Origin of the sequence: Asticcacaulis sp. AC460 (genome assembly GCF_000495795.1) — a bacterium.
Taxonomy (GTDB): Bacteria; Pseudomonadota; Alphaproteobacteria; order Caulobacterales; family Caulobacteraceae; genus Asticcacaulis.
In genome coordinates this window covers 77,811-102,030 of the sequence record NZ_AWGD01000010.1, presented here as the reverse complement: position 1 = coordinate 102,030, position 24,220 = coordinate 77,811, and the positions used below count along the sequence as shown (strand labels likewise).

Sequence of the window (24,220 nt, the reverse complement as noted above, 5' to 3'; positions counted from 1 at the left end):
GTCGGAGGTCAACTCCGCAGATTGAGGAAATGCCGATGCTTCGCCGACTGCTGATTGCCTTCTGCCTGCTGTTTTCAGCCGCGACCGCTGCCAATGCCGAAGATGGCTATGACCTCTGGCTGCGTTACAAGCCGGTCGAAGCCTCGCAGGGCGCTGATTACAAAACCCGCGCCACGGCCATCGTCACGGGCAGCACCCCGACCCTGGATGTCGCCAAACGCGAACTGCAGCGTGGCTTAGGTGGCCTCCTCGCGGCCGCGCCGATGACCAGCAACACCATCGCAGACGGCGCTATCGTCCTGGCCACGCCCGCTGACAGCCGTGGCTTCGCCATCCCCGTAGGCCTCGATCGCGAAGGCTTCGTCATCCGGTCCACCACCCTGGACGGCCATCCCGTCACCGTCATTGCCGGCGGCAGCGATATCGGCGTCCTCTACGGCGCCTTCCGCTATCTCAGCCTGATCCAGACGCAGAAATCGACCGCCGGCCTCGACATTCAGGACGCCCCGAAACTGGACCTGCGTGTGCTCGATCACTGGGACAATCTCGACGGCCATGTCGAGCGCGGCTATGCCGGTACGTCGCTGTGGGACTGGTGGCGGCTGCCCGACCGGGTCGATGCGCGCTATGACGACTATGCCGCCGCAAATGCCTCGATCGGCATCAATGGTGCCGTGCTCAACAATGTCAACGCCAAGGCCGATTCGCTGACCGAGCCCTACCTGCGCAAGGCGGCTGCCATCGCAAATGTCCTGCGGCCCTACGGCATCAAGGTCTATCTGTCGGCGCGGTTTTCGGCCCCGATCGACCTGGGCGGGCTCAAGACCGCCGACCCGGAAGATCCGGACGTCGCCGCCTGGTGGCAGGCCAAGGCTGACGAAATCTATACCATTATCCCCGACTTCGGCGGCTTCCTGGTCAAGGCCAATTCCGAAGGCCAGCCCGGCCCCGGCGACTACAAACGCACCCACGCCCAGGGCGCCAATATGTTGGCCAAGGCGTTGAAACCCCACGGTGGCATCGTCATGTGGCGGGCCTTTGTCTACTCCGAACATGACGCCACCGACCGCGCCAAGCAAGCCTACCTGGAGTTCCAGCCGACTGACGGCCAGTTTGCCGACAATGTTCTGGTCCAGATCAAGAACGGCGCCATCGACTTCCAGCCGCGCGAGCCCTTTCATCCGCTGTTCGGCGCCATGCCGAGGACCCAGCAGATGATGGAGTTCCAGATCACCAAGGAATATCTCGGCTTTTCCACCCATCTCGCCTACTTGGCCCCGATGTGGGAGGAGGTCCTGCAAGCCGATACCTTCGCCAAGGGCAAGGGCTCGACCGTGGCCAAGGTTATCGACGGCAGCCTCGACGGCCATACGCTGACGGGCATGGCCGGGGTGGCCAATATCGGTGATGACCGCAACTGGTCGGGTTCGGACTTCGACCAGGCCAACTGGTACGCCTTCGGCCGCTTTGCCTGGAATCCTGACACGAAATCAGCCGAGATCGCCGAGGACTGGACGCGCATGACCTGGAGCAACGACCCCAAGGTTGTCTCGACCATCGTTCCGATGATGATGGGCTCACGCGAAGCCGTGGTGCACTATATGACGCCGCTGGGCCTGGCCCACCTGATGGATACCGGCCACCATTACGGCCCAGGGCCTTGGGTGTCGGAGTTGGGCCGGCCGGAATGGAACCCGGCCTATTACCACAAGGCCGATCTGAACGGCATCGGCTTCGACCGGACCAAGACCGGCTCCAACGCCCTGGGTCAATATACGCCCCAGGCCGCCAAACCATGGCTCGAGGCCAAAAAGACCGATGAGCGTTTCCTATTGTGGTTCCACCACGTGCCGTGGGACTTCAAGATGAAGTCCGGTCGCCCCCTGTGGGACGAACTGGTCGTCACCTACAGCCAGGGTGTCGACGAGGTCTCGGCCATGCGGAAAACCTGGGCCACTCTTGAAGGCGATATCGATTCGGAGCGCTTCAACGCGGTGGCCGCCAACCTGGCCATCCAGGAACGCGAAGCGCAATGGTGGCGCGACGCCTGCCTGACATATTTCCAGTCGGTGTCGAAACGCCCCTTGCCGGCGGGCTATACGCTCCCGGGCATCACCGTCGAGCAATACCGCAAGCGCGTCTTCCCCTACGCGCCGGGGCGGGGGTAATCTTTTCTCACCCATTGATGCGTAATCCGGTTTAGGATGGACGACGCAGTTTTTTTGGGCTTCGACATGTCCGTCCGGTTTGAGTTTCTGCCACCCAGTCCCGCCCTGGCTCACCTCATCCGTCAACATCAGATTATCCGACTTAGCTTTGCGGCGTCGGACTGCGTCCCGCTTAAGCCCTATTGGCCACGCCCGTCGTCGTCTCTGGCCTTTTACAGCCGTGATCCGGAATGGATCCGGCCTCTCGGCGCCTCCCAGTCAAGGCGAAAGCCGCGGGCGGTCTTGATCGGCCAGCCCACGCGGACCACTCTGCGTGAGGGCGGTCGGGATTTCAGCGTTTACCAGGTCGAGTTTCAGCCTGGCGCTCTGTACGCACTCACCGGCCTCGCCTTGAGCGAATTGACCGACGGTGATATCGACGCCGAGGCCGTCTTTCCGCCGGACTTCGCCTGCCTGATCCGGGAGGTCGAAGATACCGAGGACTCCGGGCACAGGATTCGGGCTTGCGAAACCTGGCTTCAACGCCACTATCAACGCAGGCAACGTCCGACAGCGGCCGCGGAGGCCATAGCGGACCGCCTGCTGCAACAGCCGTCAATGGAGATTGATCGGCTGGCCCGTCGCCACGACATCGGCGTACGACAATTGCGCCGCGCCTTCCAAGAACGCATCGGCGTATCGCCCAAGCTGTTTGCCCGCATCGCCCGCTTCGACACGCTGGTCCGGCTCAGCAACCGCCATCCGACGCATGACTGGCTCAGTTTGGCCATTGAGGCCGGCTATTATGATTATCACCATCTGCGGCGCGACTTTCGCGAATTCTGTGACATGGCGCCGAACGATTTTCGCACCGTCGAAGCCGCGTCACCAGAACGGCAATTCGGCTTTCGAGAAGATTAGTTCTGTCCGTTCTGTACCACCGGGCAGAGGCCGGCCCCGTGTAAGCTGCGTCGATCAATCGTCGCAAAGGTTCGGACATGTCGGCACCCCCAAAAAGCCGGGACAGTTACTTTTTTCTGTTCCTCATGGTCGTCATCTGGATCGGCATGTTCGCCGGCTTCGGCGGGGACATCGCCAAAAAATACGAAAAAATGCAGGGGCTTCACTACCCGGTGATCGTCCATGTCCATGCCGCCGCCTATGTCGGGTGGATGGTGTTGCAGACACTCCAGATCCTGCTGATTCGCGCCGGAAACAACAGCCTGCATAAACGCCTGGGCGCTTTCGGCGTCCTGCTGCTGATCTTCATGCTGATTGTCGGACCATGGGCGGAATTAGATTTCGAGCGCCGCACCCTGGGCACAGCCGACGCCAAGACGGCCTTCATGGTGATCGCCATGGCGGGTGTGGTCATGTTCGGTGCCCTGGCCTCGGCCAGTATCCTGTTGCGCAACCAGGCCGAGGCGCACAAACGCCTTATGATGTTGGCGTTGATTTCGATCACGACGGCCGGCTATGGCCGATGGCTGACCCGTCCGATCCTCGGCGTGATGGAAGATGCCGGTTTGTCGCTGAATTTCCTGACGTTCTGGATGGCCTTCAATGCGGCACCGATCGTGCTGACCCTTGTGATCGGCGTGCGCGATCTGATCCATCTGCGCCGTCTTGTGCCGGCCCTTGTATGGGGCGCCGCTTTCATGACGGCTGTCCAGATATTGTCCGCCTGGATCTATTTTTTGCCGGCATGGAAACCCATCGCCGAACGCTGGGTAAGTGGATAGATCGTGGCCTCTGTCTTTTCTGCCGCACCGCCGAAACGCTTGTTTTGTCAGCATTTCCATTTGTAATCGATTACACTTTATGCTTACCTCCCGAGTCAAATCCGCACAAGCGGCGGCTCCTCGGGAGGGAACCATGACATCTGAAACCAAAGGTAATGGCGGTTTATTCGCCATGTCCTTCGCTGCCATCACGGCGACGTCCTTCTGCTTTATCCTGCGGGCCCTGGTCATCGGCCACTGGGGCACCGAATTCGCCCTCAGCGAAACGCAAAAGGGCGAGCTGGCCGGGGTCGGCCTGTGGCCCTTCGCCATCTCCATCGTCCTGATCTCGCTGGTCATCGACAAGGTCGGCTTCAAGCTGACCTACTGGTTCGCCGCCATCTGCCATGTTGTCGGTCTGGCCCTGCTGTTCATGGCCAATGGCTACTGGATGCTCTATATCGGCACCTTCATCATGGCGCTCGGCAATGGCGCGGTCGAAGCCGCCGCCAACCCGCTGATCGCCACGGCCTACAGCCACGACAAGCCGAAATGGCTGAACCGGCTGCATGCCGGCTGGCCGGGCGGCATGATCCTGGGCGGCCTGCTGGCCATGGGCCTGGGCTATTTCGCCCCGGAAGCCGGCTGGCGTGTCACCGTCGGCCTGATGATTATCCCGGTCCTGGTCTACACCTTCCTGCTGCTGAAGCAGAAGTTCCCGGTCTCCGAACGCGTCGCTCACGGCGTGTCGTACAAGACCATGCTGGGCGAAGCCGGCTTCATCTCGGCCTTCATCCTGGCGGCCCTGATCATGCTGGAAATCGGCCGGGTCTTCTCCCTGCCGACCGTCGCCTTCATGGGCATGTCCCTGCCGGCCGTCGCCCTGACGATCGCCGCCGTGGCCGCCGTGGTCTATGCCTTCTTCGCCGGTTCGCCCGGGCGCCCACTGTACATCCTCCTGCTGGTGCTGATGATGCCTCTGGCTGTCACCGAACTGGCCACCGACAGCTGGATCTCCGAGCTGATGGGGCCGGAAATGCAGAAGATCGGCCTAGCGGCAGGCTGGGTGCTGATCTACACCAACCTGATCGTCTTCGTGATCCGCATCTTCGCCGGCACGCTGATCGAAAAGTTCAAGCCTCTGGGCGTGCTGGCTATGGCGTCAGGCGTGGCCGCCGTCGGCATCTTCCTGATGGCCGGCGCGGCCGGTCCGGCCATCCTGGCCGCCGCCACCCTTTACGGTATCGGCAAGAGCTTCTTCTGGGGCACCTCCATGGCGGTCGCTTCGGAACAGTTCCCGAAAGCCGGCGCCATCGGCATCAACATGTTCGGCGGCGCCGGCATGCTGGCCGCCGGTATCCTGGGCACCGTCCTGCTGGGCGCCACCCAGGACGCCTCGACCCGCGAAGGCCTGAAGCGCCACGACGAAGCCCAGGGCACGGCCCTGACCGCGACCTACCTGACCCAGGAAAAGGTCAGCATCTTCGGCCGCTACCCCGCTCTGGACGAGGCCGCCGTCGCTGCTGCGCCGGAGGCCGACAAGGCCGTGTTCACCGAGCTGGCGGTCACCGCCAAGAAGGATGCGCTGAAGGAAATGGCCCTGCTGCCGGTCATCACCCTGCTGGTCTATCTGGGCCTGATCTTCTGGTTCCGCAGCCGCGGCGGTTATCGTCCCGTCGTGCTGGGCCAAGAGACGACTGAAGGCAAGGGCAAGAATGACTAAGCCACTCAGAATGGGTCTTGCCGGGGGCGGTCCCGGCTCGTTCATCGGCGCTGTCCATGTCATGGCGGCGCAGTTGGACCGCCGTATCGTCCTGGCGGGCGGCGTGTTCAGTCGCGATCCGGTGAAGTCGGCCGAGGGCGGAGCCCATTACGGTGTCAAGGCCTGGACCAGTATCGACGCCATGCTCAGTTCGGGCGAGGTCGACTTTGTCTGCGTCGCCACGCCCAACGATTCGCACTTCGCCATCGCCCAGAAGGCCTTGACGTCGGGCGTCCACGTCATGAGCGACAAGCCGGCGACCCTGACCCTAGCCGAGGCCAAGTCGTTGCGCGACGTCGTGCGCGCCACCGGCAAACAATACGGCCTGACCCACACCTATACCGGCTATCCGCTGGTCCGCGAGGCGCGCCAACTGGTCGCCGACGGTGTGCTGGGCAAGGTCCGCAAGATCGTGGTCGAATACAGCCAGGGCTGGCTGACCGAAGCCGTGTCGAACAAACAGGCCGACTGGCGCACCGATCCGTCGCGGTCGGGCCTGGGCGGCTGTTCCGGCGATATCGGCACCCATGCTTTTCAACTGGCCGAGTTCGTCTCGGGCCTGACCGCCACTGAGCTCTATGCCGACCTTGGCCGTGTCGTGCCGGGCCGGGCGCTCGACGATGATTGCAACATCCTGCTGCGCTACGACAACGGCGCACGCGGGGTGCTTATTGCCTCCCAGATCGCCGCCGGCGACCGTAATGGCTTGCGCCTGCGTGTCTACGGCGAAAAAGGCGGTCTCGATTGGCGTCAGGAGCTGCCCAACACCCTGACGCTTAACCGGCATGACGGACCCACCGAGGTCCGTCATGCCGGCTCTTCTTATCTGCTGCCGGTGGCGCAGGCGGGCACCCGCCTGCCGGCCGGTCATCCCGAAGGCTATGTCGAAGCCTTCGCCAATCTCTACAAGGATTTCGCCGATCAGATCGAAACCGGCCAGGGCACCCTGGTCCCGGGCATCGAGGACGGCGTCCGCGGCATGGCCTTCGTCACCGCCGCGGTGCAATCGAGCGACCGCCGGCAATGGCTGGCCCTGAAAGACCTGATATGACCAAGCTGACCAACCTCAAGGGACCGGCCATCTTCCTGGCCCAGTTCATCGGCGATGCTGCCCCGTTCAACAGCCTGGAAGGCATGGCCAAGTGGGCCTCCGCCTATGGCTATAAAGGCCTGCAGATCCCGACCTCGACGCCGCACATCTTCGACCTGGAACAGGCGGCGGTGTCGCAGACCTATTGCGACGACGTCAAGGGCATGCTGGCTTCGTACGGCCTGGAGCCGACCGAGCTGTCGACCCACCTGCAAGGCCAGTTGGTGGCGGTTCACCCGGCCTATGACCTTTTGTTCGACGGGTTCGCGCCCCTGGCCTACCAGGGCAAGCCGAAGGAGCGCCAGGCCTGGGCGGTCGAGCAGCTGAAACTGGCAGCCAAGGCTTCGCAGCGCCTGGGTCTGAAGGCCCACGCGACGTTCTCGGGCGCCCTGGCCTGGCCGTATTTTTATCCGTGGCCGCAACGCCCGGCGGGCCTGGTCGAGGAAGCCTTTGCCGAACTTGGCCGGCGCTGGCGCCCGATCCTGAATGCGTTCGATGCCGCCGGCGTCGACTGCTGCTATGAAATCCATCCGGGCGAAGACCTGCACGACGGGGCGACCTTCGAGCGCTTCCTGGCCGAGGTCAGCAACCACCCACGCGCCAATATCCTGTTCGATCCCAGCCACTTCGTGCTGCAGCAGCTCGATTACCTGAGCTACATCGACATCTATCACGACCGCATCAAGATGTTCCACGTCAAGGATGCCGAGTTCACACCGAACGGCCGTTCGGGCGTCTATGGCGGCTACCAGGGCTGGGTCGAACGTCCCGGCCGGTTCCGTTCGCTGGGCGACGGCCAGGTGAAGTTCAAGGAGATCTTCTCCAAGCTGGCGGGCTATGGCTATGACGGCTGGGCGGTGCTGGAGTGGGAATGCTGTTTGAAGCATCCGGAAGACGGCGCGCGTGAAGGCGCGTCCTTTATCCGCGATCACATTATCCACGTCACCGAAAAGGCTTTCGACGACTTCGCCGGTGGCAAGAAGTCGGGAGACTTCAACCTGCGTGTGCTGGGGTTGAAGGAGTAGACTCACTTATCCTCCCCCGCGTGCGGGGGAGGTGCCGCCGCATGGCGGCGGAGGGGGAGCCGGGAGCTCGGAACGCCCCCTCCGTCTCGAGCCTCGCCGGCAGGCAACACTTCGGCCCATAGGGGGCCTCGCTTGCTCGCCACCTCCCCCGCAAGCGGTGGAGGATAAGAGGTTGCCCATGGACACTTTGCGCCGTTCCCTGCTTTTGTCGCCCCTGATCCTGACCGCCGATGCGGCCAGGGCCCAGACCGCCGCGCCCGAAGTCGCCCAACCCAAGACAGTGGCCTGGCCGACGCCGACCCTGACCCTCGACCTGTGGCCCACCCCGCCGAAAGGCCCGAAGCTCACGGAAACCGTCGAAGAGGTCTCCACAGACCCCAATATCCGCCTGCGCCGGGTCCAGGGCATCTCGACCCCGCGCCTGGCTGTCTTTCCGGCGAAAAAGCCCAACGGCGGCGCCATGCTGATCATCCCGGGCGGCGGCTTTTCGTGGAACTATTTCGACCACGAAGGCTATCAACTCGCCGACTATCTCAACGGCCAGGGTTTCACCTGCTTCGTGCTGTTCTACCGCCTGGCCAATGACGGCTGGGATAATCGCGCCGAGGTCGGCCTGATCGATGCCCAACGCGCTATGCGGGTCATCCGCCATCATGCCACGACATTCAAACTGGACCCGGTCCGTGTTGGCGTTGCGGGCTTCAGCGCCGGCGGCTTCATCACCGCTTCCCTGGCCACACGCCATGCCCAGAATCTCTATCCCGCCGTCGATGCCGCCGATAACCTCGACGCCCGCCCATTCGCATCGGCGCCCATCTATCCGGTGCTGACCCTGGATCCCAAGGTCGCTTATGAAGGTGTGTTCGGTTCGCTGTTTGGCGGTCCCGCACCCCCCGAACAGGTCGCTCGTCACAGCCCGGAACTGAACGTCGATGCACGCACGCCACCGACCTTCCTGTGCCATGCCGAAGACGACACGACCGTCCCCGTGGGCAACAGCATCGTGTTCCGCGACGCCCTTAAGGCGAAGAACATCCCGGTCGAAACCCACCTGTTCGCCCGCGGCGGCCACGGCTTCGGCATGAAGCCGGAACTGGACCAGCCTTGGCACCTGTGGCCGCAGCTTCTGGCGGCTTTCCTGCGCCGCGAAGGCCTAAGTGGCGAAGGAAAGTCAGGATGAAAAAGCTGGCCGCCTTACTTGTCTGCGCGGCCCTGGTGTCGTGCCAGTCGCCAAAACTGGACCTGTCGGCGGATCGTTCCGGTGCCGACTGGCCGTTCTATCATGGCAATCCCCACGGCACCCACTATTCGACCCTGGACCAGATCAACGCCGAGAACGTCAAGGATCTGAAGGTCGCGTGGCGCTTTGATTCCGGTGACGGCTTTCAGGGCGGCGACATGGAAGGCAACCCGATGATCGTGGGCGGGCGGCTATATTTCGTCTCGCCCAAGGGCCGCCTGTTCTGCCTGGATGCTGCGACGGGGAAACAAACCTGGGTGTTCAACCCCGCCTATGGCGAACCCGTCACCCGCGCCCGCCTGCGCGGCCTGGCCTACTGGAGCGACGGCCGCCAGGAACGCATCCTCTTCACCTTCCGCAACCAACTGATCGCCGTCGATGCCGCTACGGGGAAGACGATCGCCGGTTTCGGCGACAAGGGCGCCGTCGACCTGCGCCAAGACCTGGACCGTGATCCCAGCAGCGTTTCGGTCAATGTGGTTTCGCCGGGCGTGGTCTACAAGGACACGATCATCATCGGCAGCACCGGCAATACGCCGGGCCATGTCCGCGCCTATGACGTGCGCACCGGCAAGCTGAAGTGGACCTTCCGCACCATCCCGCATCCGGGCGAGTATGGCTACGACACCTGGCCGGAAGACGCCTGGAAGACCGCCATGGGCGCCAATGCCTGGTCGGGTTTCACATTGGATCCGGAGCGCGGCATCGTCTATCTGCCCCTGGCCTCGGCCGGCATGGGCGACAAGGACTTCTACGGCGCCGACCGTCATGGCGACAACCTGTTCGGCACCTCGATCGTCGCGCTGGATGCGAAAACCGGCAAGCGGCTGTGGCATTTCCAGCTGGTCAAGCACGACCTTTGGGACCGCGATCCGCCGACCCCACCCACCCTGGTCACCGTCCGCCGCGACGGCAAGGATATCCCGGCCCTCGCCCAGATCACCAAGGCCGGCGTCGTCTGGGTGCTGGACCGCACGACGGGCGAAAGCCTGTTCCCCGTGACCGAGGTGCCGGTCTTCGCGTCGACCGTGCCCGGAGAGCAGATTTCCACGACCCAACGTCTGCCGGCCGCGCCGGAACCGTTCGCGCGGCAACGCCTGACTGAAGACATGCTGACCCAACGAACCCCGGCGGCCAATGCTGCGGCGCGGGCTCACCTGGCAAAATCCAGCAATCGTGGTCCGTTCGATCCGCCTTCGCTCCAGGGGACGATCCTGTTTCCGGGCATGGATGGCGGCGGCGAATATGGCGGCGCAGCCTGGGATCCGGACACCGGCGTGCTGTACATCAACGCCAACGAAATGGCCTGGACCATGAAGCTGAAACCGCGCGTGAAAACGGCGGACGGCCAGGTCTCGGGTGCGGCGGTCTATGCCAATGTCTGCGCCTCCTGCCATGGCGACGACCGTAAGGGCAGTCCGCCGGAATTCCCGGCTCTGTTCGGCGTATCGAAGCGCCTGAGCGCCGATCAGATCACCAAACAGGTGCGTGACGGCGCCGGTCGGATGCCGGCCTTTGGCGCCGCCTTGAGCCCGGACGAACTGAAAGCCGTGGTTGCCTATATCAGCGACGACTCGGCGAAACCGGCGCCGGAGTATCCGTCGACGGCCGCGGATGACTATGCCTTCGACGGCTATCACCGCTTCCTCGATCCGGACGGCTATCCGGCGGTCGCCCCGCCGTGGGGCACCTTGAACGCGCTGGACCTGAACACAGGCAATTACCTGTGGCGGATTCCGTTCGGCGAATATCCCGAACTGGCCGACAAGACGACCGGCAGCGAAAACTACGGTGGCGCCGTGGTGACCCGGGGTGGGTTGTTGTTCATCGGCGCGACCATCTACGACAACAAATTCCGTGCCTTCGACAAGAAGACGGGTAAGCTGTTGTGGGAGACCGTCATGCCGACCTCGAGCATCGCGACGCCGGCGACTTATTCTGTCGGCGGCAAGCAGTATGTCGCGGTCGCGGCCGGCGGCGGCAAGAACCCCAAGGTCAAGCCGGGCGGCGAGATTATCGTCTACAGTCTGCCGTAACGCTGTAACCGTTTTGTTGACACTGACGTATTACCCTATGGGCAATACGGGCGAACAGCATGGCCATCAGCGGCGACTATCCTCAACCGGTCTACGTCAACGGGTTCAGTTGCAAGAACTGCACCGACGTCGAGAATGCCAAGAAGCATATCGATCCCGCGCATCCGAAGTCCGGCCCATTCGACGTCAATGCCGACACCGATCCGACGCGCAACCAGGCTGTGAGGTTCGGCGGCAGGCTAAGCGGCCTCGAAGGTGCATCGTCCGCCGCGTCGGCGACCTCCGCCCAAGCGGTAGAGCCCGGTCGCGTGCTGAATATATCCGTATAAAATGAATACGTTACCATTAGGCCGGGCTGCGTTGTCGCGGAATTGAGCGCATGGCATCGTCTCCGAAAATTCGGAGATGGAAACATGAGACCTTTACTCAACACACTGGGCGTCGCTCTTGCCCTCTGCCTTGCCACACCCGCCTTTGCCGCCTGTGAAAAAGTCGCGGGCAAACATGGTGGCCGCTTCAATGTCGACAAGCGTGAGGACGCCGCCAACAGCGGCCGGCCGGACTATGTCAGCGGCAACTGGTCGCTCACGATCGACGCAGCGACCTGCGCCATTACGGGGGAAGCAGATTCGCCCTTGACCGGTCCTGTGGCGCTGACGGGGACCTATGGCGGCGAGGGCGCTGACACCAGCAAGTTCCGAATCAAGGACGTCTATATGGATGCCGCGGGCAACCCCGACTTCATCCAGTTCTCGTTCAGCTCGGCTTCGTCCAAGCGTCTGTTGCGCTATGTCGTGATAGAGACGGCGGCTTACCTCTATGTCGGCGACTTCGACGGGAAGTAACCTACTTTGGCGCCGCCGTGCTATCGCGCACCACCAGTTGATGCGGCAGGGTCAGGTTGACCCGCTCGCTCACCCGCCCTTCAATGATCCCGATCAAAAGGTCCACCGTTTGCTGGCCGATCTCGTGCATCGGCTGGCGCACGGTCGTCAAAGCCGGCGACGTGTAGGGCGCCATATGGATGTCGTCGAACCCCACGACGGACACATCCTCCGGGCAACGCAAACCCGCCTGGCGTAAAGCCGACAACGCCCCGATCGCCATCTCGTCGCTGAAACAGAAGAAGGCCGTCGGCCGCGCGCCTTTCAAGGCCTTGACCGTCGCCGCTACGCCGCTTTCGATAGAGAAGTCCCCGGTCAGCACCTGGACCTCTGCCCCATGCCGTTCCGCCGAAGCAAAAACTCCCTCCAGGCGTTGGCGGCTGATCGGCCGGTCGACCGCGCCGGTGATAACCGTAATCCGGCGATGGCCCAACCCATACAGGTGATCCATCGCCTCGGCTGCAGCGGCGCGGTTATCGATATGGACGGAACTGACCGTCAGATCCTCGCTAAATTCGCAGCCATTGACGACCGGCGCGCCCGGACGTTCCACCAATCCGGCCAGGGCCGGCGGCAGGGCCTCGCCCAGGAAGATCAGCCCGTCGGCCTCCTTGCGCTTGAGCATGCCGGCATAGGCTTCTTCGCTGTCGGTATTGGTACCGGTGTCGCCCAGCAGCACCGCATAGCCGGCGGCATGGGCGGCTTCCTCGGCGCCGCGGATAATGTTGGCGAAGAAGATGTTGGTGATATCCGGCACGGTCACGATCAGCCGCGAGGTCTTCAAGGTCCGCAGCGACTTGGCGGCATAGTTGGGCTCATAGCCCAGCTTTTCGACGGCGCCGGTGACGCGGTCGCGCACCGAGGGCGAGACGTGGGCATAGCCGGAGAGCACGCGCGACACGGTCGCGGTCGATACCCCTGCCATTGTTGCCACATCTTGAATAGTTGCCATGCGAGACCCCGGAATCACGCTTGAAATCCTACGGCTTTCCGTGCACGCAATCCAACAAATTCCGTTGGAGCCGTCCATGCGTTACCTGCTGCTGACCACAGCCCTGTTTCCGATGGCGGCCCAGGCCCAAACCGCACCGGAACCGCCCGAAGTCGTCATCCAGGCCAACCGCTTCGCTGTCTTTCGCGGTGACGCTGCCTTTTCCGCCATTGATCTGAACCGTGACGATGTCGCGCGGTCGCCGGCGATCGATCTCAGCCTGAAACGCACAGCCCAGGCGGCCCTGTTCCGCCGTTCGTCCTCGCTGACCGCCAATCCGACCGTGCAGGGTATCGGCCTGCGTGCGATTGCCCCGTCCGGCGCCGGCCGGGCGTTGGTGACATTGGACGGCATTCCGCAGAACGACCCGTTCGGCGGCTGGGTGATCTGGGCCGGCCTGCCGCAGGACGCGCTCAACGGCGCCCATGTCGTGCGCGGGGCCGGCGGCGGCGCCTATGGCGCCGGAGCGCTCACCGGTGTCATCGATCTGGGCCTGACCTCACCGCGCGGTCAAAACGACTATGTCCGCCTCGAAGCCGGCGAACGCGGCAGTCATGAAGTCGCCCTGGGCGGCGCCATCAGTGACCTCAGCCTGCATTACGTCACCCGGATCCTGAACGGCGATCCGGCGGTGCACGCACCGCAACGTGGCGCCGCTGATCGGCCGACCTTTGGCGAGGATACAGCATATCTCGCCAACTATCGCCGCGAAATCTGCCCAGGCGTCTGTGGCCAACTCGACCTGCTGGCCGGCCATTACGACAGCCGCCGTGACACCGGCCTGGACGGCGCCATCGCCAATTCGGAAGGCAACAGCCTGTCGGCCAGCTTCACCCGCCCGGCCACCGCCGAGCACAACGGTTTCCGCCTCCAGGTCTGGCGCCGCACCTCCGACCTCGCCAACCGCTCGGTCTCGGTCGGGGCGGGCAGGGCGACCACCGCCCTGGCCAACGACCAGGTGGCGACCCCGGCCTCGGGCACCGGGGTCCTGGCCGCCATACGCCACCAAAGCCCGGATCTGGAATGGGAGATCGGCCTCGATGCCCGCCTCAATGACGGCCAGTCGGAGGAATATTACCGCTACATGGGCGGCGCGCCGACGCGGTTCCGCGTGGCCGGCGGCGAAACCTCCCTGGCCGGCCTCTACGGCGAGGCCACCAAAGACTACGGCGCCATCAGCCTGACCGGCGCCGTCCGCCTGGACCAGTGGCAAAGCCATGACGGCCACCGTAGCGAAACCGACCTGAGCAATGGCGCGTCGGTGCTGAACCTGCGTCCCGACAGTCGCACCTACACCGTGGTCTCGGCCCGCCTTGGCGCGACCTGGCAGATCGCTGAAGGCCGGGGCTTGCGCGCTGCTGCCTATAACGGCTTCCGGCCGCCGTCGCTGAACGAACTGTACCGGCCGTTCCGTGTCGGCAATGACGTCACCGAGGCCAATGCCGAACTGAAGCCCGAAACCCTCAGCGGCGTCGAGGTCGGGGTGCGCGGCTACCATGTCGATCTCGGCCTGTTTTACAATATCCTGAAAGACCCGGTGACCAACGTCACGATCGGCGTCGGTCCCGGGGTTTTTCCAGCGGCGGGCTTTATCCCGGCGGGCGGTGTCCTGCGCCAGCGCCGTAACGGCGGCGAGATCACCGCCTATGGCGCCGAACTGCGCGGCGATTATCCCGTCACCGAGCACGTATCGCTGACCGGTTCGGCCACCTGGACCCATACCCGCACGGACGATGGCCGCCGCCCGGCTCAAGCCCCCGAATATAGCGCCGCCATCGGCATGGACGCCGACTTCGCGCGCCTGCGGCTGATCGCCGATATCGTGTTCGACGGCGAAGCCTTCGAGGACGACCTCAATTCCCTCGTTCTGGAACCGTCCCAACGGCTGGATCTGCGCGCCGACTATGCCCTGAACGACCATCTGACCCTGTCGGGGCGGGTGGCTAATGCCTTCGACAGCGACATCCAGATCGCCCGCGGTGGCGATGGCACAGTGCAATACGACGCCGGCCGGCGTTTTTATGTCGGCCTGGCGTGGCGGCGGTAAACCCTACTCCCTCTCAAACGCAAACCGGGGCGCGCGGTTGCTGAACGGCACTCGCGCGCCTTCCGGCATCAGGAAGGCGTGTTCGCGCTTGAGGCTTAAGGCATCGCAATAGCCATCCGTGATGACCAGCACAGGCGCATCCTTCGGGAAATCCCGATCCATTTCCAGTCGCGTAATCCCCGGCTGCAGCACCGTGCCGCCGCGGCCACGCACCTCGACTCGGCCCAGCAGGCTTTCCGGGGCGACATAGCCCATGTCGTGGATACCGCCGTCGCACTCAATTACCCGCACCCGCAATACTTCGCGGCTCAGGGCATAGCTGGCGATCGCCCCCAGCGCCTTGGCCAACACCCGCGCCGACATTGACCCCGACGTATCGAGCACAACACCAAAGGTTCGCGACGCCATCAGGTCGTCCGGCCGCATCCATACCGGCCGGGCGATATCGGGCGTCGAAGCCTGGCGGCGACTAGCCCGGGCAAACGACCGCCTGGCTTCCGGCGGCGGAAAGAAGGCATCCAGCCACTGGCCCAGGCGCACATCCCAAGGAATCGGCTTCTGTTGCAGGGCGCGGATTTCTTCGACCATATCGCCGGGCAACAGGCCGCGCTCACCATGGGCCAGGTGCAGATCCAGCCCCTGGCTTAACGCACGGCGGTAAAAGTCGTCCAGGTCGCAGCCCGGCCCGTTCCACCACGCTGGCGGCCGCGACCCGATCATGTCCGGCACGCCACGGCCACGGAAGGTGGCGGTCTTGGCCAGCCGCCGCACCAGGCGCAGGTCGCGCGTGATGCGGTCGTAGATGGCCTCGGCCGACTCCTTTTCGAACATCAGCTCTGGATCCAGCAGCAGGCCGTCGTCGGGCATCTCGCCGACACCCATCTCGACCAGCCAGCCGTTGATGACATAGTCGCAGGCCACGTTCCACAGCCAGGGATCGCGGCCCTGGCGGCGCGGTTCGTGACGCAGACCGACATGCAGCAGTTCGTGGGCGATGACGAACTTCATGCCCTCATAGCTCCACGGCCGCTTCGGATTGATATAGACCCGCCCCAGTTCGGCATCGACGGCGGCGATCGCGATGTCCAGGCTCTGGCACAGCTCTTCGTCCTCGACGATCTCGAAACCCGAGGCGAGAGCCGCCAGCAGCGGAAAATTGGCGACGAACCACGACCGGGCGCGCTCGGCCAGCGAGTTGGGGTTGCGCGTCTTCGTCGCCGGCCCACGGACGGTTTCCCCGGCGTCGTCGATGGCCTTGACCACGCTGGCGCGGATCGAGATCGCCAAGGCGTCCTCGCGCTGCCTGCGCACCTGGGCCGTCACGGCCGGAACGGCGCCCACAAAATAAAACGGGCTGTTGCCGCGGCCATTGATGCCGAGACAAGCATAACGCGCCACCAGGTCCGCTCCGCCGTCACGTAGGCGTTGCGTCACGGTGGTCAGGTCGTGCCCCAGGCGCGGCGCCTCCGGAGGTGTCAGGGCCTGGGGACGTTGTCCGACGCCGATGGCGCACAGGAAATCGTAGGCCATGACCGCGCAGGCCAGGTCGTGCACCGAACCGGTGCGCGAGGAAGCCGCGTGACAGAAATAGTGGTGCAGCACGGCCTGGGCCATGACATTGGCCCATTCCGCCGGCGTCAGGCGTTTCCACGGATTGACCTCGACCGTGTAATAAACCTCGCCTTCCGACCACGCGGTCCAACTGTGCTTGTCGGCGGCGCTGCGCAGGCGCGCGAAGGCTTCACCCGTCAGGCTCTCGCCGGTGGTCTGAATGACATAGACCCACTCCAGCCGGGCGAACAGAGGATGCCCGGACAGCAGGTCGTAGCCGGCGCTGATCGCCCGCATGTTGTCGTCCGGCGGTCCTTTTAGCTTCTTGGCCATGACATCACTTCCGTTGCGCCGCCAGGCGCGGCAAGGCCTTGGCCAGTTCGACCGTGTACCAGGACGGCAGGGTTGCTCCGCTTTCCGTTTCAGTGACCACCAGCTGCGCCAGTTCGGTCGATATCCGCGCCAGCGACACAATCAAATCCTTGCCGCGCGCCGCCAAGGCCTTGGCATCGCGCCCGGCCTTGTCCGGATCGTCCGGCAGTTCCTTGATCAAACGGTCGCGCAGTTGCTGCACCTGGAAGTACAGGATATCGCGCTCTTCCGGCTTGTCGGGCCAGCCGCGGTCGCCCTTCAGGATGGCGGCCAGGTCGCGGGCGCGTTCCTGCAGCTTGCAGAAGGCGACGAACTGGCGCGCATGGGCCGGTGTCAGCAATCCGGACGCCAGGACGGTGATGTCGTCCAGCGTGACCTTCTCGCCATAGGCTTTCAGCGCGGTCGACAGCATGTCCCAGGCGCGCGGCGTCGAAAACGGCTCCTCGTGCTTGGGCGGCTTGGACCACAGGTGATCCGACCGCTGCATGACATAGGTCAGCACGCGTTCATGGATACCGGCCTGGCCAGCCCAGTCGATCCAGTCGCGCGCCGACGCCTTCAGCTGGATGTGCATCAGCCGGTTGATCAAGGCCGACGACAGGGGCCGGGTGATGGCGGCGTCCTCGGCGCGGTTGCCGGCGCCGATGATGATGCTGCCCCTGGGCATCTCGAACTCGCCGACGCGGCGGTCCAGGATCAGCGAATAGAAGGCTTTCTGGACTTCATGAGAACAGGCGTTCAGTTCGTCGAGGAACAGGCAGTAGGGTTCGTCCCGCGCGATCAGGGTCGGCGGGCAGAAACGCGAGCGGCCGTCGACGATCTGTGGCACGCCGATAATGTCTTCCGGCGCCAGTTGCGATCCCAGCAGCGACACGCACGGCAGCCCGACGTCGTCGGCGAACTGGCGGACGAGGGCGGACTTGCCGATGCCCGGCGGGCCCCAGATGAAGACGGGCATGACCGGAGCGATGTTGAGCAGGAACGGCGCCAGGGATGACGGAGTCAGGATGTGCGCGGCTTCCATGGGAAAACCTCGTTTCTCATATTTTGTATGTTGAATGATGGCCGCAAACCGCCGTCCGGTCCGACAGGACAGGTGAGGAGACTGCTTAAGGATGAAGGGGGAAGCCGCCGCTCTTGCCGAGTGCGCCAATAACACAGGCGTGGGTGCGGGGAAAGAGTCTGTTGCAAATGTGACGAATTATGTGACCAATTGGTCACGCAAGTTTGCGCTGGCCTTCTTTATTTGTCCGACATATATAGGGTGTAATTGCCCTCCAAGAGCCAGCTATGCCCCACATGACCCGCCGTACTGTCCTGACCGCCTCGGCCGCCGCCGGCCTTACCTCAGCAAGTTTGGCCGCCACCTCTGCCTTGGCCGGAGAGGCCCACGCGATCGTCAATCCGCTGGTGCTGCAGCGCGCCGACCCGCAGGTCTACAAGCACACGGACGGCTATTACTATCTGATGGCGACGGCGCCGGACTTCGACTGCCTGGTCGGACGCCGCTCCAAGACCCTGGCGGGTCTGGCGGATGCCGAAGAGGTGGTATTGTGGCGCCGGCCGACCGAAGGCAAGATGGGCGGCTATATCTGGGCGCCGGAAATCCATTATTTCGACGGTAAGTGGCACATCTATTTCGGCGCCGGCGACAAGGGCGATGTCTTCCGGGTGCGCACCTACGTCCTGACCAATACCGACGCCAATCCGCTGAACCTGAACTGGAGCCTGCTGGGCAAGGTCGAGACGCCATGGGACACCTTTACGCTGGACGCCACCCTGTTCGAGCACCGCGGCACGCGCTACTTGTGCTGGGCGCAATCCGAGCCGGGCATCCACACCAACAGCAACATCTACCTGGCGCCGCTGGCCTCGCCGATCAAGCTGGCCGCCGCGCCGGCGCGCCTGACCGTACCGACCCTCGACTGGGAAATCATCGGCTACAAGGTCAATGAAGGCCCGGCCTTCCTGGTTCATACGGGCCGGATCTTCCTGACCTATTCGGCCAGCGCCACGGACGAGAACTACTGCATGGGCATGCTGACGGCATCGGAGGATGCCGACCTGATGAACCCGGCATCGTGGACCAAGTCGCCGGTGCCGGTGTTCAAAAGTTCACCCGCCAACAATGTCTGGGGCCCGGGTCACAACAGCTTTACGGTCGACGAAAAGGGCCGCGACGTGTTGGTCTATCATGCGCGCGATTACCAGAAGATCGACGGCGAGCCGCTGCACGATCCCAACCGCCATACGCGGATGCAGTTGGTCACGTACAAGGCCGACGGCACGCCCGACTTCGGCGAGCCGGTCAAGAACGGCCCGCTTGCATCATAGCCGCGGATCGACCGGTTCGCTTTCCAGCGCCAGTACGCCGAACACCGCTTCGTGGACGCGATACAGCGGCTCCCTTGCCACGAAGCGGGTCAGCGCCTCATAACCCAGGGCATATTCGCGCCCGGCCAAAGCCCGCTTGCCGCCGACATTGCGCGCCTTCAGCCGCTTGAGGTGCTCCGGCGCCGTATATTCCGGGCCGTAGATGATGCGCAGATATTCCCGCCCGCGACACTTCACGCCCGGCTGGACCAGGCCCTTCGGCCCCTTCACGGTGAAGGCCAGAGGCTTGACCACCATGCCCTCCATGCCGGCCGCGGTTTGCGCTTCCCACCAGGCGGTGGCTTCAGCCACCTGGGCGTCGTCGGCCAGGTCGATGACCTTGCGCTCGGTCGCCTTAACGAAGGGATCAACCGCGCACAGCCGGTCGATGACCTCCATATGCCACAGGTGATCGCGGTCCATATTGCACGACCCCTCATGCGCCAGGACATGGAAGGGCGCGATGCGGTAGTCGTCGAGTCCCCCGACCTCCCAGCAATAATGCCGGTAGGCCTCGCGATAGGCGCCGGCCATATCGGCGCGGGCCGTCATCTTCGCCGCCAGCTCGGCCTGACCGGCGCGCGCCAGCAGTTCCGCCGCCACCGGCAACACATGGGTCGCGGCGGCGCCGACGGGAGCATATTGCTGCTCCAGCAGCGCCATGGCCTTGGCCGACCATGGCAGGATCTCGGCGTCCAGGCACAGCCAGTCGCTGGCCAGGTCATCCCACAGGCCGGCCTTGGTCACGGCCTCGCCAAGGCGGGCGAGAAACGCCTGTTCCAGCGCGCGATCGTTGAAGAAGGCGCGTCCCGTCCGTGTATAGACCGTGCCCAGGCCGGCCGAAATGCCGAACCGCTGTTCGACAGCCGCCGCCGTGCGCCCCAGCACCACCACGGCGCGTGAACCCATATGCTTTTCCTGGGCGATGACCTGGGTCACGCCGTTCTGGCGATAATAGTCGAAGGCTTCGATCGGATGCTCCAGCCAGCCGTCCAGCTTTGAGGTCTCCGGCGGCGACATGGTCGGCGGCAGATAGACAAGCAGGCGCGGATCGACGGCGAAGCGGCTCATAACTTCCAGCGCCGCCATGGCGTTCTCGTCGCGGATGACGATGTTGCGGGTCAGCGCGGTTTCGACCACGCGCTTGCCGGTGACATCCTCGATATCGATCATGTCGGGTTCGCGTTCGTCGCGGCCATGGCCGATCGGCCGCACGGGTTCGCAATAGACCTGCGCCGCGTCGACCTGCACGATCTCCTTTTCAGGATAGCGCAGCGCCGTCAGCTTGCCGCCGAAAACGCAGCCGGTGTCGATGTTGATCGTGCGGTTCAGCCATTCGGGCTCGGGCACCGGCGTATGGCCATAGACCAGCATGGTAGAGCCGCGATAATCCCGCGCCCAGTTGTAGCGCACCGGCAGGCCGAACTCATCGGTCTCGCCCGTGGTCTCGCCGAACATGGCGAAGCTGCGGATGCGCGGCGATCCGCGTCCGATATAATGTTCCTTCAGACCGGCGTGGGATACGGCCAGACGCCCGCCATCGAAGACATAGTGGCTGACCACGCCGTCGAGGAAATCGACCACCCGCTTGCGAAACTCCGGGGTTTCCAGCGCCAGCTGTTCCAGGGATTCCGCCAGGCCATGGGCGACCTTGACGTCGCGGCCGCTCAGCGCCTTTTTCAGCTTTTCGTCGTGGTTGCCGTTGACGCAGTAGGCCACGCCGGATTCGACCATGTCCATGACGATGCGCAGCACCTCGGGCGTTTTCGGCCCGCGATCGACCAGGTCGCCGGCCAGGATCAGCTGGCGGCCTTCGGGATGGGACACGCAGTAGGGTTCGCGGCCTTTGACGACATAGCCCAGCTTCAGCATCAGGGCGTGCAGTTCGTCGAAGCAGCCATGGACATCACCGATGATATCGAAGGGGCCGGTCTCGATCTTCTTGTCGGGCCACAGCGGGCGGCGCTCGATGCGCACGGCGTCGATCGCCTCGACGGAATCGAGGACGGTCACCTGGCTGAAGCCTTCCTTTTTCAGGCCCTTCAGCGACCGGCGCAGCGAATCTGTCTGACCCCAGACCACGCCCTTGCCGAAGTCGCGGTCGGGCCGGGACTGGTTGCGGGCATGGCAGACCTCGCGCGGCAGGTTGAGCACTATGGCCACCGGGATGACATGGTAACGCCGTGCCAGGTCGACCAGCCCCTTACGCGACTCCGGCTGGACGCTGGTGGCGTCGACCACCGTCAGCCGGCCGGCGGCCAGGCGCTTGCCGGCGATGAAGTGCAGCACCTCGAAGGCGTCCTTGCTGGCCGCCTGGTTGTTCTCGTCGTCGCTGACCAGGCCGCGGCAATAGTCCGAGGAGATGACCTCGGTCGGGAGGAAATGCTTGCGGGCAAAGGACGACTTGCCGGAGCCCGAGGCGCCGATCAGCACCACCAGGGACAGGTCGGGAAGGGTAATATCGGTCATGCGGATAACAGTTCGATCAGGCGGGCATCGCCGCGCCGTTGGGCCCAACTCAGGGGCGTGTTGTTGTAGTGGTCGGCGTGATGACGATTGGCGCCGCGGCTGAGGAGATGCGCCACGACGTCGTGCTCGCGCTTGCGCACGGCCATCAGCAAGGCGGTTTCGCCGTCGATCGTCTCGGCTTCGATGTCGGCGCCACGATCCAGCAATGTCTGGACGCCGTAGAGATAACCGTTATGCGCTGCGACGCCGAGTGGTCTCAGAACTTCGTCCCCGAACGGCCTGTCAATGGCAACGTCCTCTCCCAACAATCTGTCGAGCAATGGGTCGCTCCCTTCAATCATCAGCAGGCGCAGCACATTGCCATCGCCGGCCTCCGGATCGGCGCCGCGTTGCAGCAGGTGCTCGAAAACAGGCAGATTGTTGTGGGCGGCGGCGGCGATCAGCGGTGTCCAGCCGTCTTCGTCCCGCGCTTCCAGGTCGGCACCGGTCGCCAGCAGTTGGTCAATGACGGCAAGGTGACTGTCGCGTATATCGTCCGGTGCCAGCAACCCGATCAGGTGGAGGGCGGTACAGCCGTCGGCACGGCGCGCATGAACGTCAGCGCCGTGGGAAAGCAACACCGCGACAACCTCCGCAGCGCCGGCGATAGCCGCCTGCCGCAGCGGTGTCGAAGTGTCGGCGTCGATGACGTTGACCGACGCGCCCGCCGCCAGCAGTACCTGGATATCACGCACCGAAACGATCAGCTCATCGGGCTCTGCATACACCGCCATTGCTGGAACAGCGAAGAACAGCGGCGTTCTGCTGCGCGCATTCACGGCGTTGACATCCAGGCCCTGTTCGATCAGCCACGGCAGAATCCGGTCGTCCTCAGCTTTAACCGCCCAGTGCAGCAGGCTGTCCTGGTACTGGGGTTCGCGCGCCTTCACGTCGGCGCCGGCGTCATGCAGGCATTGCAGCATCGCCAGGTCCGAGACCGTATGCGCCGCGGCGAAACACACGGGATCGGGGTCACCTGCCTCGTAGGCCAGCGATACACCCTGCGCCAGGACGGCGCGCAGCATGTTCAGGTCGGATTTTTCCAGCGCCCGAAACAGCGCCTTGCGTAAGGTGTTCATGACTTCCAAAAAATCCCGGCCTGGGTCGGAGCACCGAGGGTTTCATGGTGATCGCCGATGGCGGCGAATTCGACGGTGTAGCTGTAACGCCCCGCCGTCGTGTGGGCCCAGGTTTCGAATTCCGCCCGCGTCCATTCGAACCGGTGGTCGTGGTGGCGGAACTTGCCCGGCGGCAGGTTTTCGAACAGGGCGTTATACTCGGCATTGGGCGTGGTCAGGATGACCAGGCCGGGTGCTGCATCCTTGAAGATCGAGCGCGTAAACGCCTCCAGCCGTTCGGGCTCCAGATGCTCGATCACCTCTATCACGGTGGCGGCGTCGTAGCCGGCCAGGCGCTTGTCGCGATAGACCAGCGAGGTCTGCAGCAACTGGATGCGCTTGAGCTGGAACTCCGGCATGCGCCCGAAGTTCAGCCGGGCCCGCGCGATCTCCAGCGCCCGCAGCGACACGTCGCAGCCGGTGATCTTTTCGAACGCCAGGTCCTTGGACAGCATACCGACCAGGCGACCTTCGCCGCAGCCCATATCGACCACGGTTTTCGCCTCGCGCGCCTTCAGGGTGGCGACCACCCAGTCCAGGCGCTGCTGGTTCAGGTTGATCTTCTTTTCGAGCTTTTCCTCCTGCGGGTCTTCGACGGCCGGCTCGGCTTCGGGCTCGCCATCGGACAGCCGTTCCAGGGCCTGCTCGGTCAGGCTCCTCATGTTTTTGAGGTAGCGCCGGGCGATCAGGTCCTTGTCGGGATGGCCGTCCAGCCAGCCCTCGCCCTGGCGCAGCAGCTTGTCGACCTCGTCGTCGCCGACCCAGTAATGCTTGTCGTCGTCCAGCACCGGGATCAGGACATAGAGGTGCTTCAACACCATCGCCAGGCGGGCGGTGACGGTCAGGGTGACGTCGTAATAGGCGCTGTCGCCCCAGGCCGGAAAGGCTTCGTCGCGCGCCAGGCGCGTGGCCGCGACCGTGTAGCCCAGCGGCTCGAACAGCCGGCGTAGGGTGATTTCTCCGCCGCGGCACGGCAGGACGGGAATGCGGACTTCGTAAAGGAGTTCGGCGTCGGCCAGGTCCTGACGGTCCTTCGACCGGCCGGTCATGGCGGTACGGAAGAACTGGCCGATGGCGACGCTCAGGAAGGACGAGGCGGCATAGGGTCGGTCGTTGACATACTGGTCCAGCGCAAAGCCGTCATTGGCCGGACCCTTTTTGCGGATCAGGCCGACCGGATCGATGTCCAGCACCAGCGCCGCCGTGCACAGGTCGTCGCGCACGTCGGGATAGAAGACATGGCCTTCGCCGAACGAAAATTCCTGGCTGTGCAGGCGCTCGGGATGCTTGTGCAGCAGGAAGCCGAGATCGGTGGCCGGTTGGTGCGTGGTGGAGAGAGTCAGGAGCATGATCGA

Annotated in this window: 18 protein-coding genes; 12 read left to right on the top strand and 6 right to left on the bottom strand. The window is 64.1% G+C overall.

Going from position 1 to position 24,220, the window contains the following annotated elements:
* Window positions 1–35 precede the first annotated feature (35 nt).
* The 10 genes from ABAC460_RS31200 to ABAC460_RS31160 all read left to right on the top strand — a co-directional run bounded on the left by ABAC460_RS31200 (window position 36) and on the right by ABAC460_RS31160 (window position 11,866).
* Window positions 36–2,168 (top strand): alpha-glucuronidase family glycosyl hydrolase, encoded by a 2,133-nt coding sequence (locus ABAC460_RS31200; protein ID WP_023452557.1) that lies wholly within the window; start codon window positions 36–38, stop codon window positions 2,166–2,168.
* Window positions 2,169–2,204: 36 nt separating this feature from the next.
* On the top strand, window positions 2,205–3,068 hold the full coding sequence (locus ABAC460_RS0124310) for an AraC family transcriptional regulator (protein ID WP_369794082.1): 864 nt from the start codon (window positions 2,205–2,207) through the stop codon (window positions 3,066–3,068).
* A gap of 77 nt (window positions 3,069–3,145) precedes the next feature.
* Window positions 3,146–3,889 (top strand): hypothetical protein, encoded by a 744-nt coding sequence (locus ABAC460_RS31195; RefSeq protein WP_235075770.1) that lies wholly within the window; start codon window positions 3,146–3,148, stop codon window positions 3,887–3,889.
* 133 nt (window positions 3,890–4,022) lie between these two features.
* Window positions 4,023–5,591 carry an MFS transporter gene (locus ABAC460_RS31190; protein ID WP_023452554.1) on the top strand — a complete coding sequence of 523 codons (1,569 nt, stop codon included), beginning with the start codon at window positions 4,023–4,025 and terminating at the stop codon, window positions 5,589–5,591.
* Window positions 5,584–6,681: a Gfo/Idh/MocA family protein gene (locus ABAC460_RS31185; protein ID WP_031236504.1), complete on the top strand. Its 1,098-nt coding sequence runs from the start codon at window positions 5,584–5,586 to the stop codon at window positions 6,679–6,681. The genes ABAC460_RS31190 and ABAC460_RS31185 overlap by 8 nt, the downstream gene beginning before the upstream one ends.
* A 5-nt stretch (window positions 6,682–6,686) precedes the next feature.
* Window positions 6,687–7,745 (top strand): sugar phosphate isomerase/epimerase family protein, encoded by a 1,059-nt coding sequence (locus ABAC460_RS31180; RefSeq protein WP_155914599.1) that lies wholly within the window; start codon window positions 6,687–6,689, stop codon window positions 7,743–7,745.
* 178 nt (window positions 7,746–7,923) lie between these two features.
* On the top strand, window positions 7,924–8,925 hold the full coding sequence (locus ABAC460_RS31175; RefSeq protein WP_023452551.1) for an alpha/beta hydrolase: 1,002 nt from the start codon (window positions 7,924–7,926) through the stop codon (window positions 8,923–8,925).
* Window positions 8,922–11,021, top strand: coding sequence for an outer membrane protein assembly factor BamB family protein (locus ABAC460_RS31170; RefSeq protein WP_023452550.1), 2,100 nt, complete (start codon window positions 8,922–8,924; stop codon window positions 11,019–11,021). Before ABAC460_RS31175 ends, ABAC460_RS31170 begins: the two co-directional genes overlap by 4 nt.
* A 59-nt stretch (window positions 11,022–11,080) precedes the next feature.
* Window positions 11,081–11,350 carry a hypothetical protein gene (locus ABAC460_RS31165; RefSeq protein ID WP_023452549.1) on the top strand — a complete coding sequence of 90 codons (270 nt, stop codon included), beginning with the start codon at window positions 11,081–11,083 and terminating at the stop codon, window positions 11,348–11,350.
* Between the two features lie 84 nt (window positions 11,351–11,434).
* Window positions 11,435–11,866 (top strand): hypothetical protein, encoded by a 432-nt coding sequence (locus tag ABAC460_RS31160; protein WP_023452548.1) that lies wholly within the window; start codon window positions 11,435–11,437, stop codon window positions 11,864–11,866.
* A gap of 1 nt (window position 11,867) precedes the next feature.
* Here ABAC460_RS31160 and ABAC460_RS31155 read toward each other — a convergent pair whose 3' ends face one another.
* Window positions 11,868–12,857 carry a LacI family DNA-binding transcriptional regulator gene (locus ABAC460_RS31155; RefSeq protein WP_031236502.1) on the bottom strand — a complete coding sequence of 330 codons (990 nt, stop codon included), beginning with the start codon at window positions 12,855–12,857 and terminating at the stop codon, window positions 11,868–11,870.
* A 76-nt stretch (window positions 12,858–12,933) separates the two neighbouring features.
* On the opposite strand from ABAC460_RS31155, the gene ABAC460_RS31150 reads away from it, so the two are divergent.
* On the top strand, window positions 12,934–14,943 hold the full coding sequence (locus ABAC460_RS31150; RefSeq protein ID WP_023452546.1) for a TonB-dependent receptor: 2,010 nt from the start codon (window positions 12,934–12,936) through the stop codon (window positions 14,941–14,943).
* A 3-nt stretch (window positions 14,944–14,946) separates the two neighbouring features.
* Here the strand turns inward: ABAC460_RS31150 and ABAC460_RS31145 are convergent, their stop codons facing one another.
* Entirely contained in the window at window positions 14,947–16,827 is a 1,881-nt protein-coding gene (locus ABAC460_RS31145; protein WP_023452545.1) for a vWA domain-containing protein, read from the bottom strand.
* A 4-nt stretch (window positions 16,828–16,831) separates the two neighbouring features.
* The gene (locus ABAC460_RS31140; protein WP_023452544.1) at window positions 16,832–17,890 is read right to left on the bottom strand and encodes an ATP-binding protein; all 1,059 of its coding nucleotides are present in this window, start codon (window positions 17,888–17,890) and stop codon (window positions 16,832–16,834) included.
* A 266-nt stretch (window positions 17,891–18,156) separates the two neighbouring features.
* Here ABAC460_RS31140 and ABAC460_RS31135 point away from each other — a divergent pair, with 266 nt between their 5' ends.
* Window positions 18,157–19,200, top strand: coding sequence for a glycoside hydrolase family 43 protein (locus ABAC460_RS31135; RefSeq protein WP_023452543.1), 1,044 nt, complete (start codon window positions 18,157–18,159; stop codon window positions 19,198–19,200).
* Here ABAC460_RS31135 and ABAC460_RS31130 read toward each other — a convergent pair.
* The 3 genes from ABAC460_RS31130 to ABAC460_RS31120 are packed head-to-tail and all read right to left on the bottom strand — an operon-like array spanning window position 19,195 to window position 24,214.
* Window positions 19,195–21,708: a polynucleotide kinase-phosphatase gene (locus ABAC460_RS31130; RefSeq protein ID WP_023452542.1), complete on the bottom strand. Its 2,514-nt coding sequence runs from the start codon at window positions 21,706–21,708 to the stop codon at window positions 19,195–19,197. The two genes, ABAC460_RS31135 and ABAC460_RS31130, sit on opposite strands and share 6 nt — an antisense overlap.
* On the bottom strand, window positions 21,705–22,826 hold the full coding sequence (locus ABAC460_RS31125) for an ankyrin repeat domain-containing protein (RefSeq protein ID WP_023452541.1): 1,122 nt from the start codon (window positions 22,824–22,826) through the stop codon (window positions 21,705–21,707). The genes ABAC460_RS31130 and ABAC460_RS31125 overlap by 4 nt, the downstream gene beginning before the upstream one ends.
* Window positions 22,823–24,214: a 3' terminal RNA ribose 2'-O-methyltransferase Hen1 gene (locus tag ABAC460_RS31120; protein ID WP_023452540.1), complete on the bottom strand. Its 1,392-nt coding sequence runs from the start codon at window positions 24,212–24,214 to the stop codon at window positions 22,823–22,825. Before ABAC460_RS31120 ends, ABAC460_RS31125 begins: the two co-directional genes overlap by 4 nt.
* Window positions 24,215–24,220 lie beyond the last annotated feature (6 nt).

Bases quoted from the DNA above. Each gene is read 5' to 3' on its own strand.
- ABAC460_RS31200 (WP_023452557.1), top strand. From the start codon at position 36: ATGCTTCGCCGACTGCTGATTGCCTTCTGCCTGCTGTTTTCAGCCGCG.
- ABAC460_RS0124310 (WP_369794082.1), top strand. From the start codon at position 2,205: ATGGACGACGCAGTTTTTTTGGGCTTCGACATGTCCGTCCGGTTTGAG.
- ABAC460_RS31195 (WP_235075770.1), top strand. From the start codon at position 3,146: ATGTCGGCACCCCCAAAAAGCCGGGACAGTTACTTTTTTCTGTTCCTC.
- ABAC460_RS31190 (WP_023452554.1), top strand. From the start codon at position 4,023: ATGACATCTGAAACCAAAGGTAATGGCGGTTTATTCGCCATGTCCTTC.
- ABAC460_RS31185 (WP_031236504.1), top strand. From the start codon at position 5,584: ATGACTAAGCCACTCAGAATGGGTCTTGCCGGGGGCGGTCCCGGCTCG.
- ABAC460_RS31175 (WP_023452551.1), top strand. From the start codon at position 7,924: ATGGACACTTTGCGCCGTTCCCTGCTTTTGTCGCCCCTGATCCTGACC.
- ABAC460_RS31170 (WP_023452550.1), top strand. From the start codon at position 8,922: ATGAAAAAGCTGGCCGCCTTACTTGTCTGCGCGGCCCTGGTGTCGTGC.
- ABAC460_RS31165 (WP_023452549.1), top strand. From the start codon at position 11,081: ATGGCCATCAGCGGCGACTATCCTCAACCGGTCTACGTCAACGGGTTC.
- ABAC460_RS31160 (WP_023452548.1), top strand. From the start codon at position 11,435: ATGAGACCTTTACTCAACACACTGGGCGTCGCTCTTGCCCTCTGCCTT.
- ABAC460_RS31155 (WP_031236502.1), bottom strand. From the start codon at position 12,857: ATGGCAACTATTCAAGATGTGGCAACAATGGCAGGGGTATCGACCGCG.
- ABAC460_RS31150 (WP_023452546.1), top strand. From the start codon at position 12,934: ATGCGTTACCTGCTGCTGACCACAGCCCTGTTTCCGATGGCGGCCCAG.
- ABAC460_RS31145 (WP_023452545.1), bottom strand. From the start codon at position 16,827: ATGGCCAAGAAGCTAAAAGGACCGCCGGACGACAACATGCGGGCGATC.
- ABAC460_RS31140 (WP_023452544.1), bottom strand. From the start codon at position 17,890: ATGGAAGCCGCGCACATCCTGACTCCGTCATCCCTGGCGCCGTTCCTG.
- ABAC460_RS31135 (WP_023452543.1), top strand. From the start codon at position 18,157: ATGCCCCACATGACCCGCCGTACTGTCCTGACCGCCTCGGCCGCCGCC.
- ABAC460_RS31130 (WP_023452542.1), bottom strand. From the start codon at position 21,708: ATGACCGATATTACCCTTCCCGACCTGTCCCTGGTGGTGCTGATCGGC.
- ABAC460_RS31125 (WP_023452541.1), bottom strand. From the start codon at position 22,826: ATGAACACCTTACGCAAGGCGCTGTTTCGGGCGCTGGAAAAATCCGAC.
- ABAC460_RS31120 (WP_023452540.1), bottom strand. From the start codon at position 24,214: ATGCTCCTGACTCTCTCCACCACGCACCAACCGGCCACCGATCTCGGC.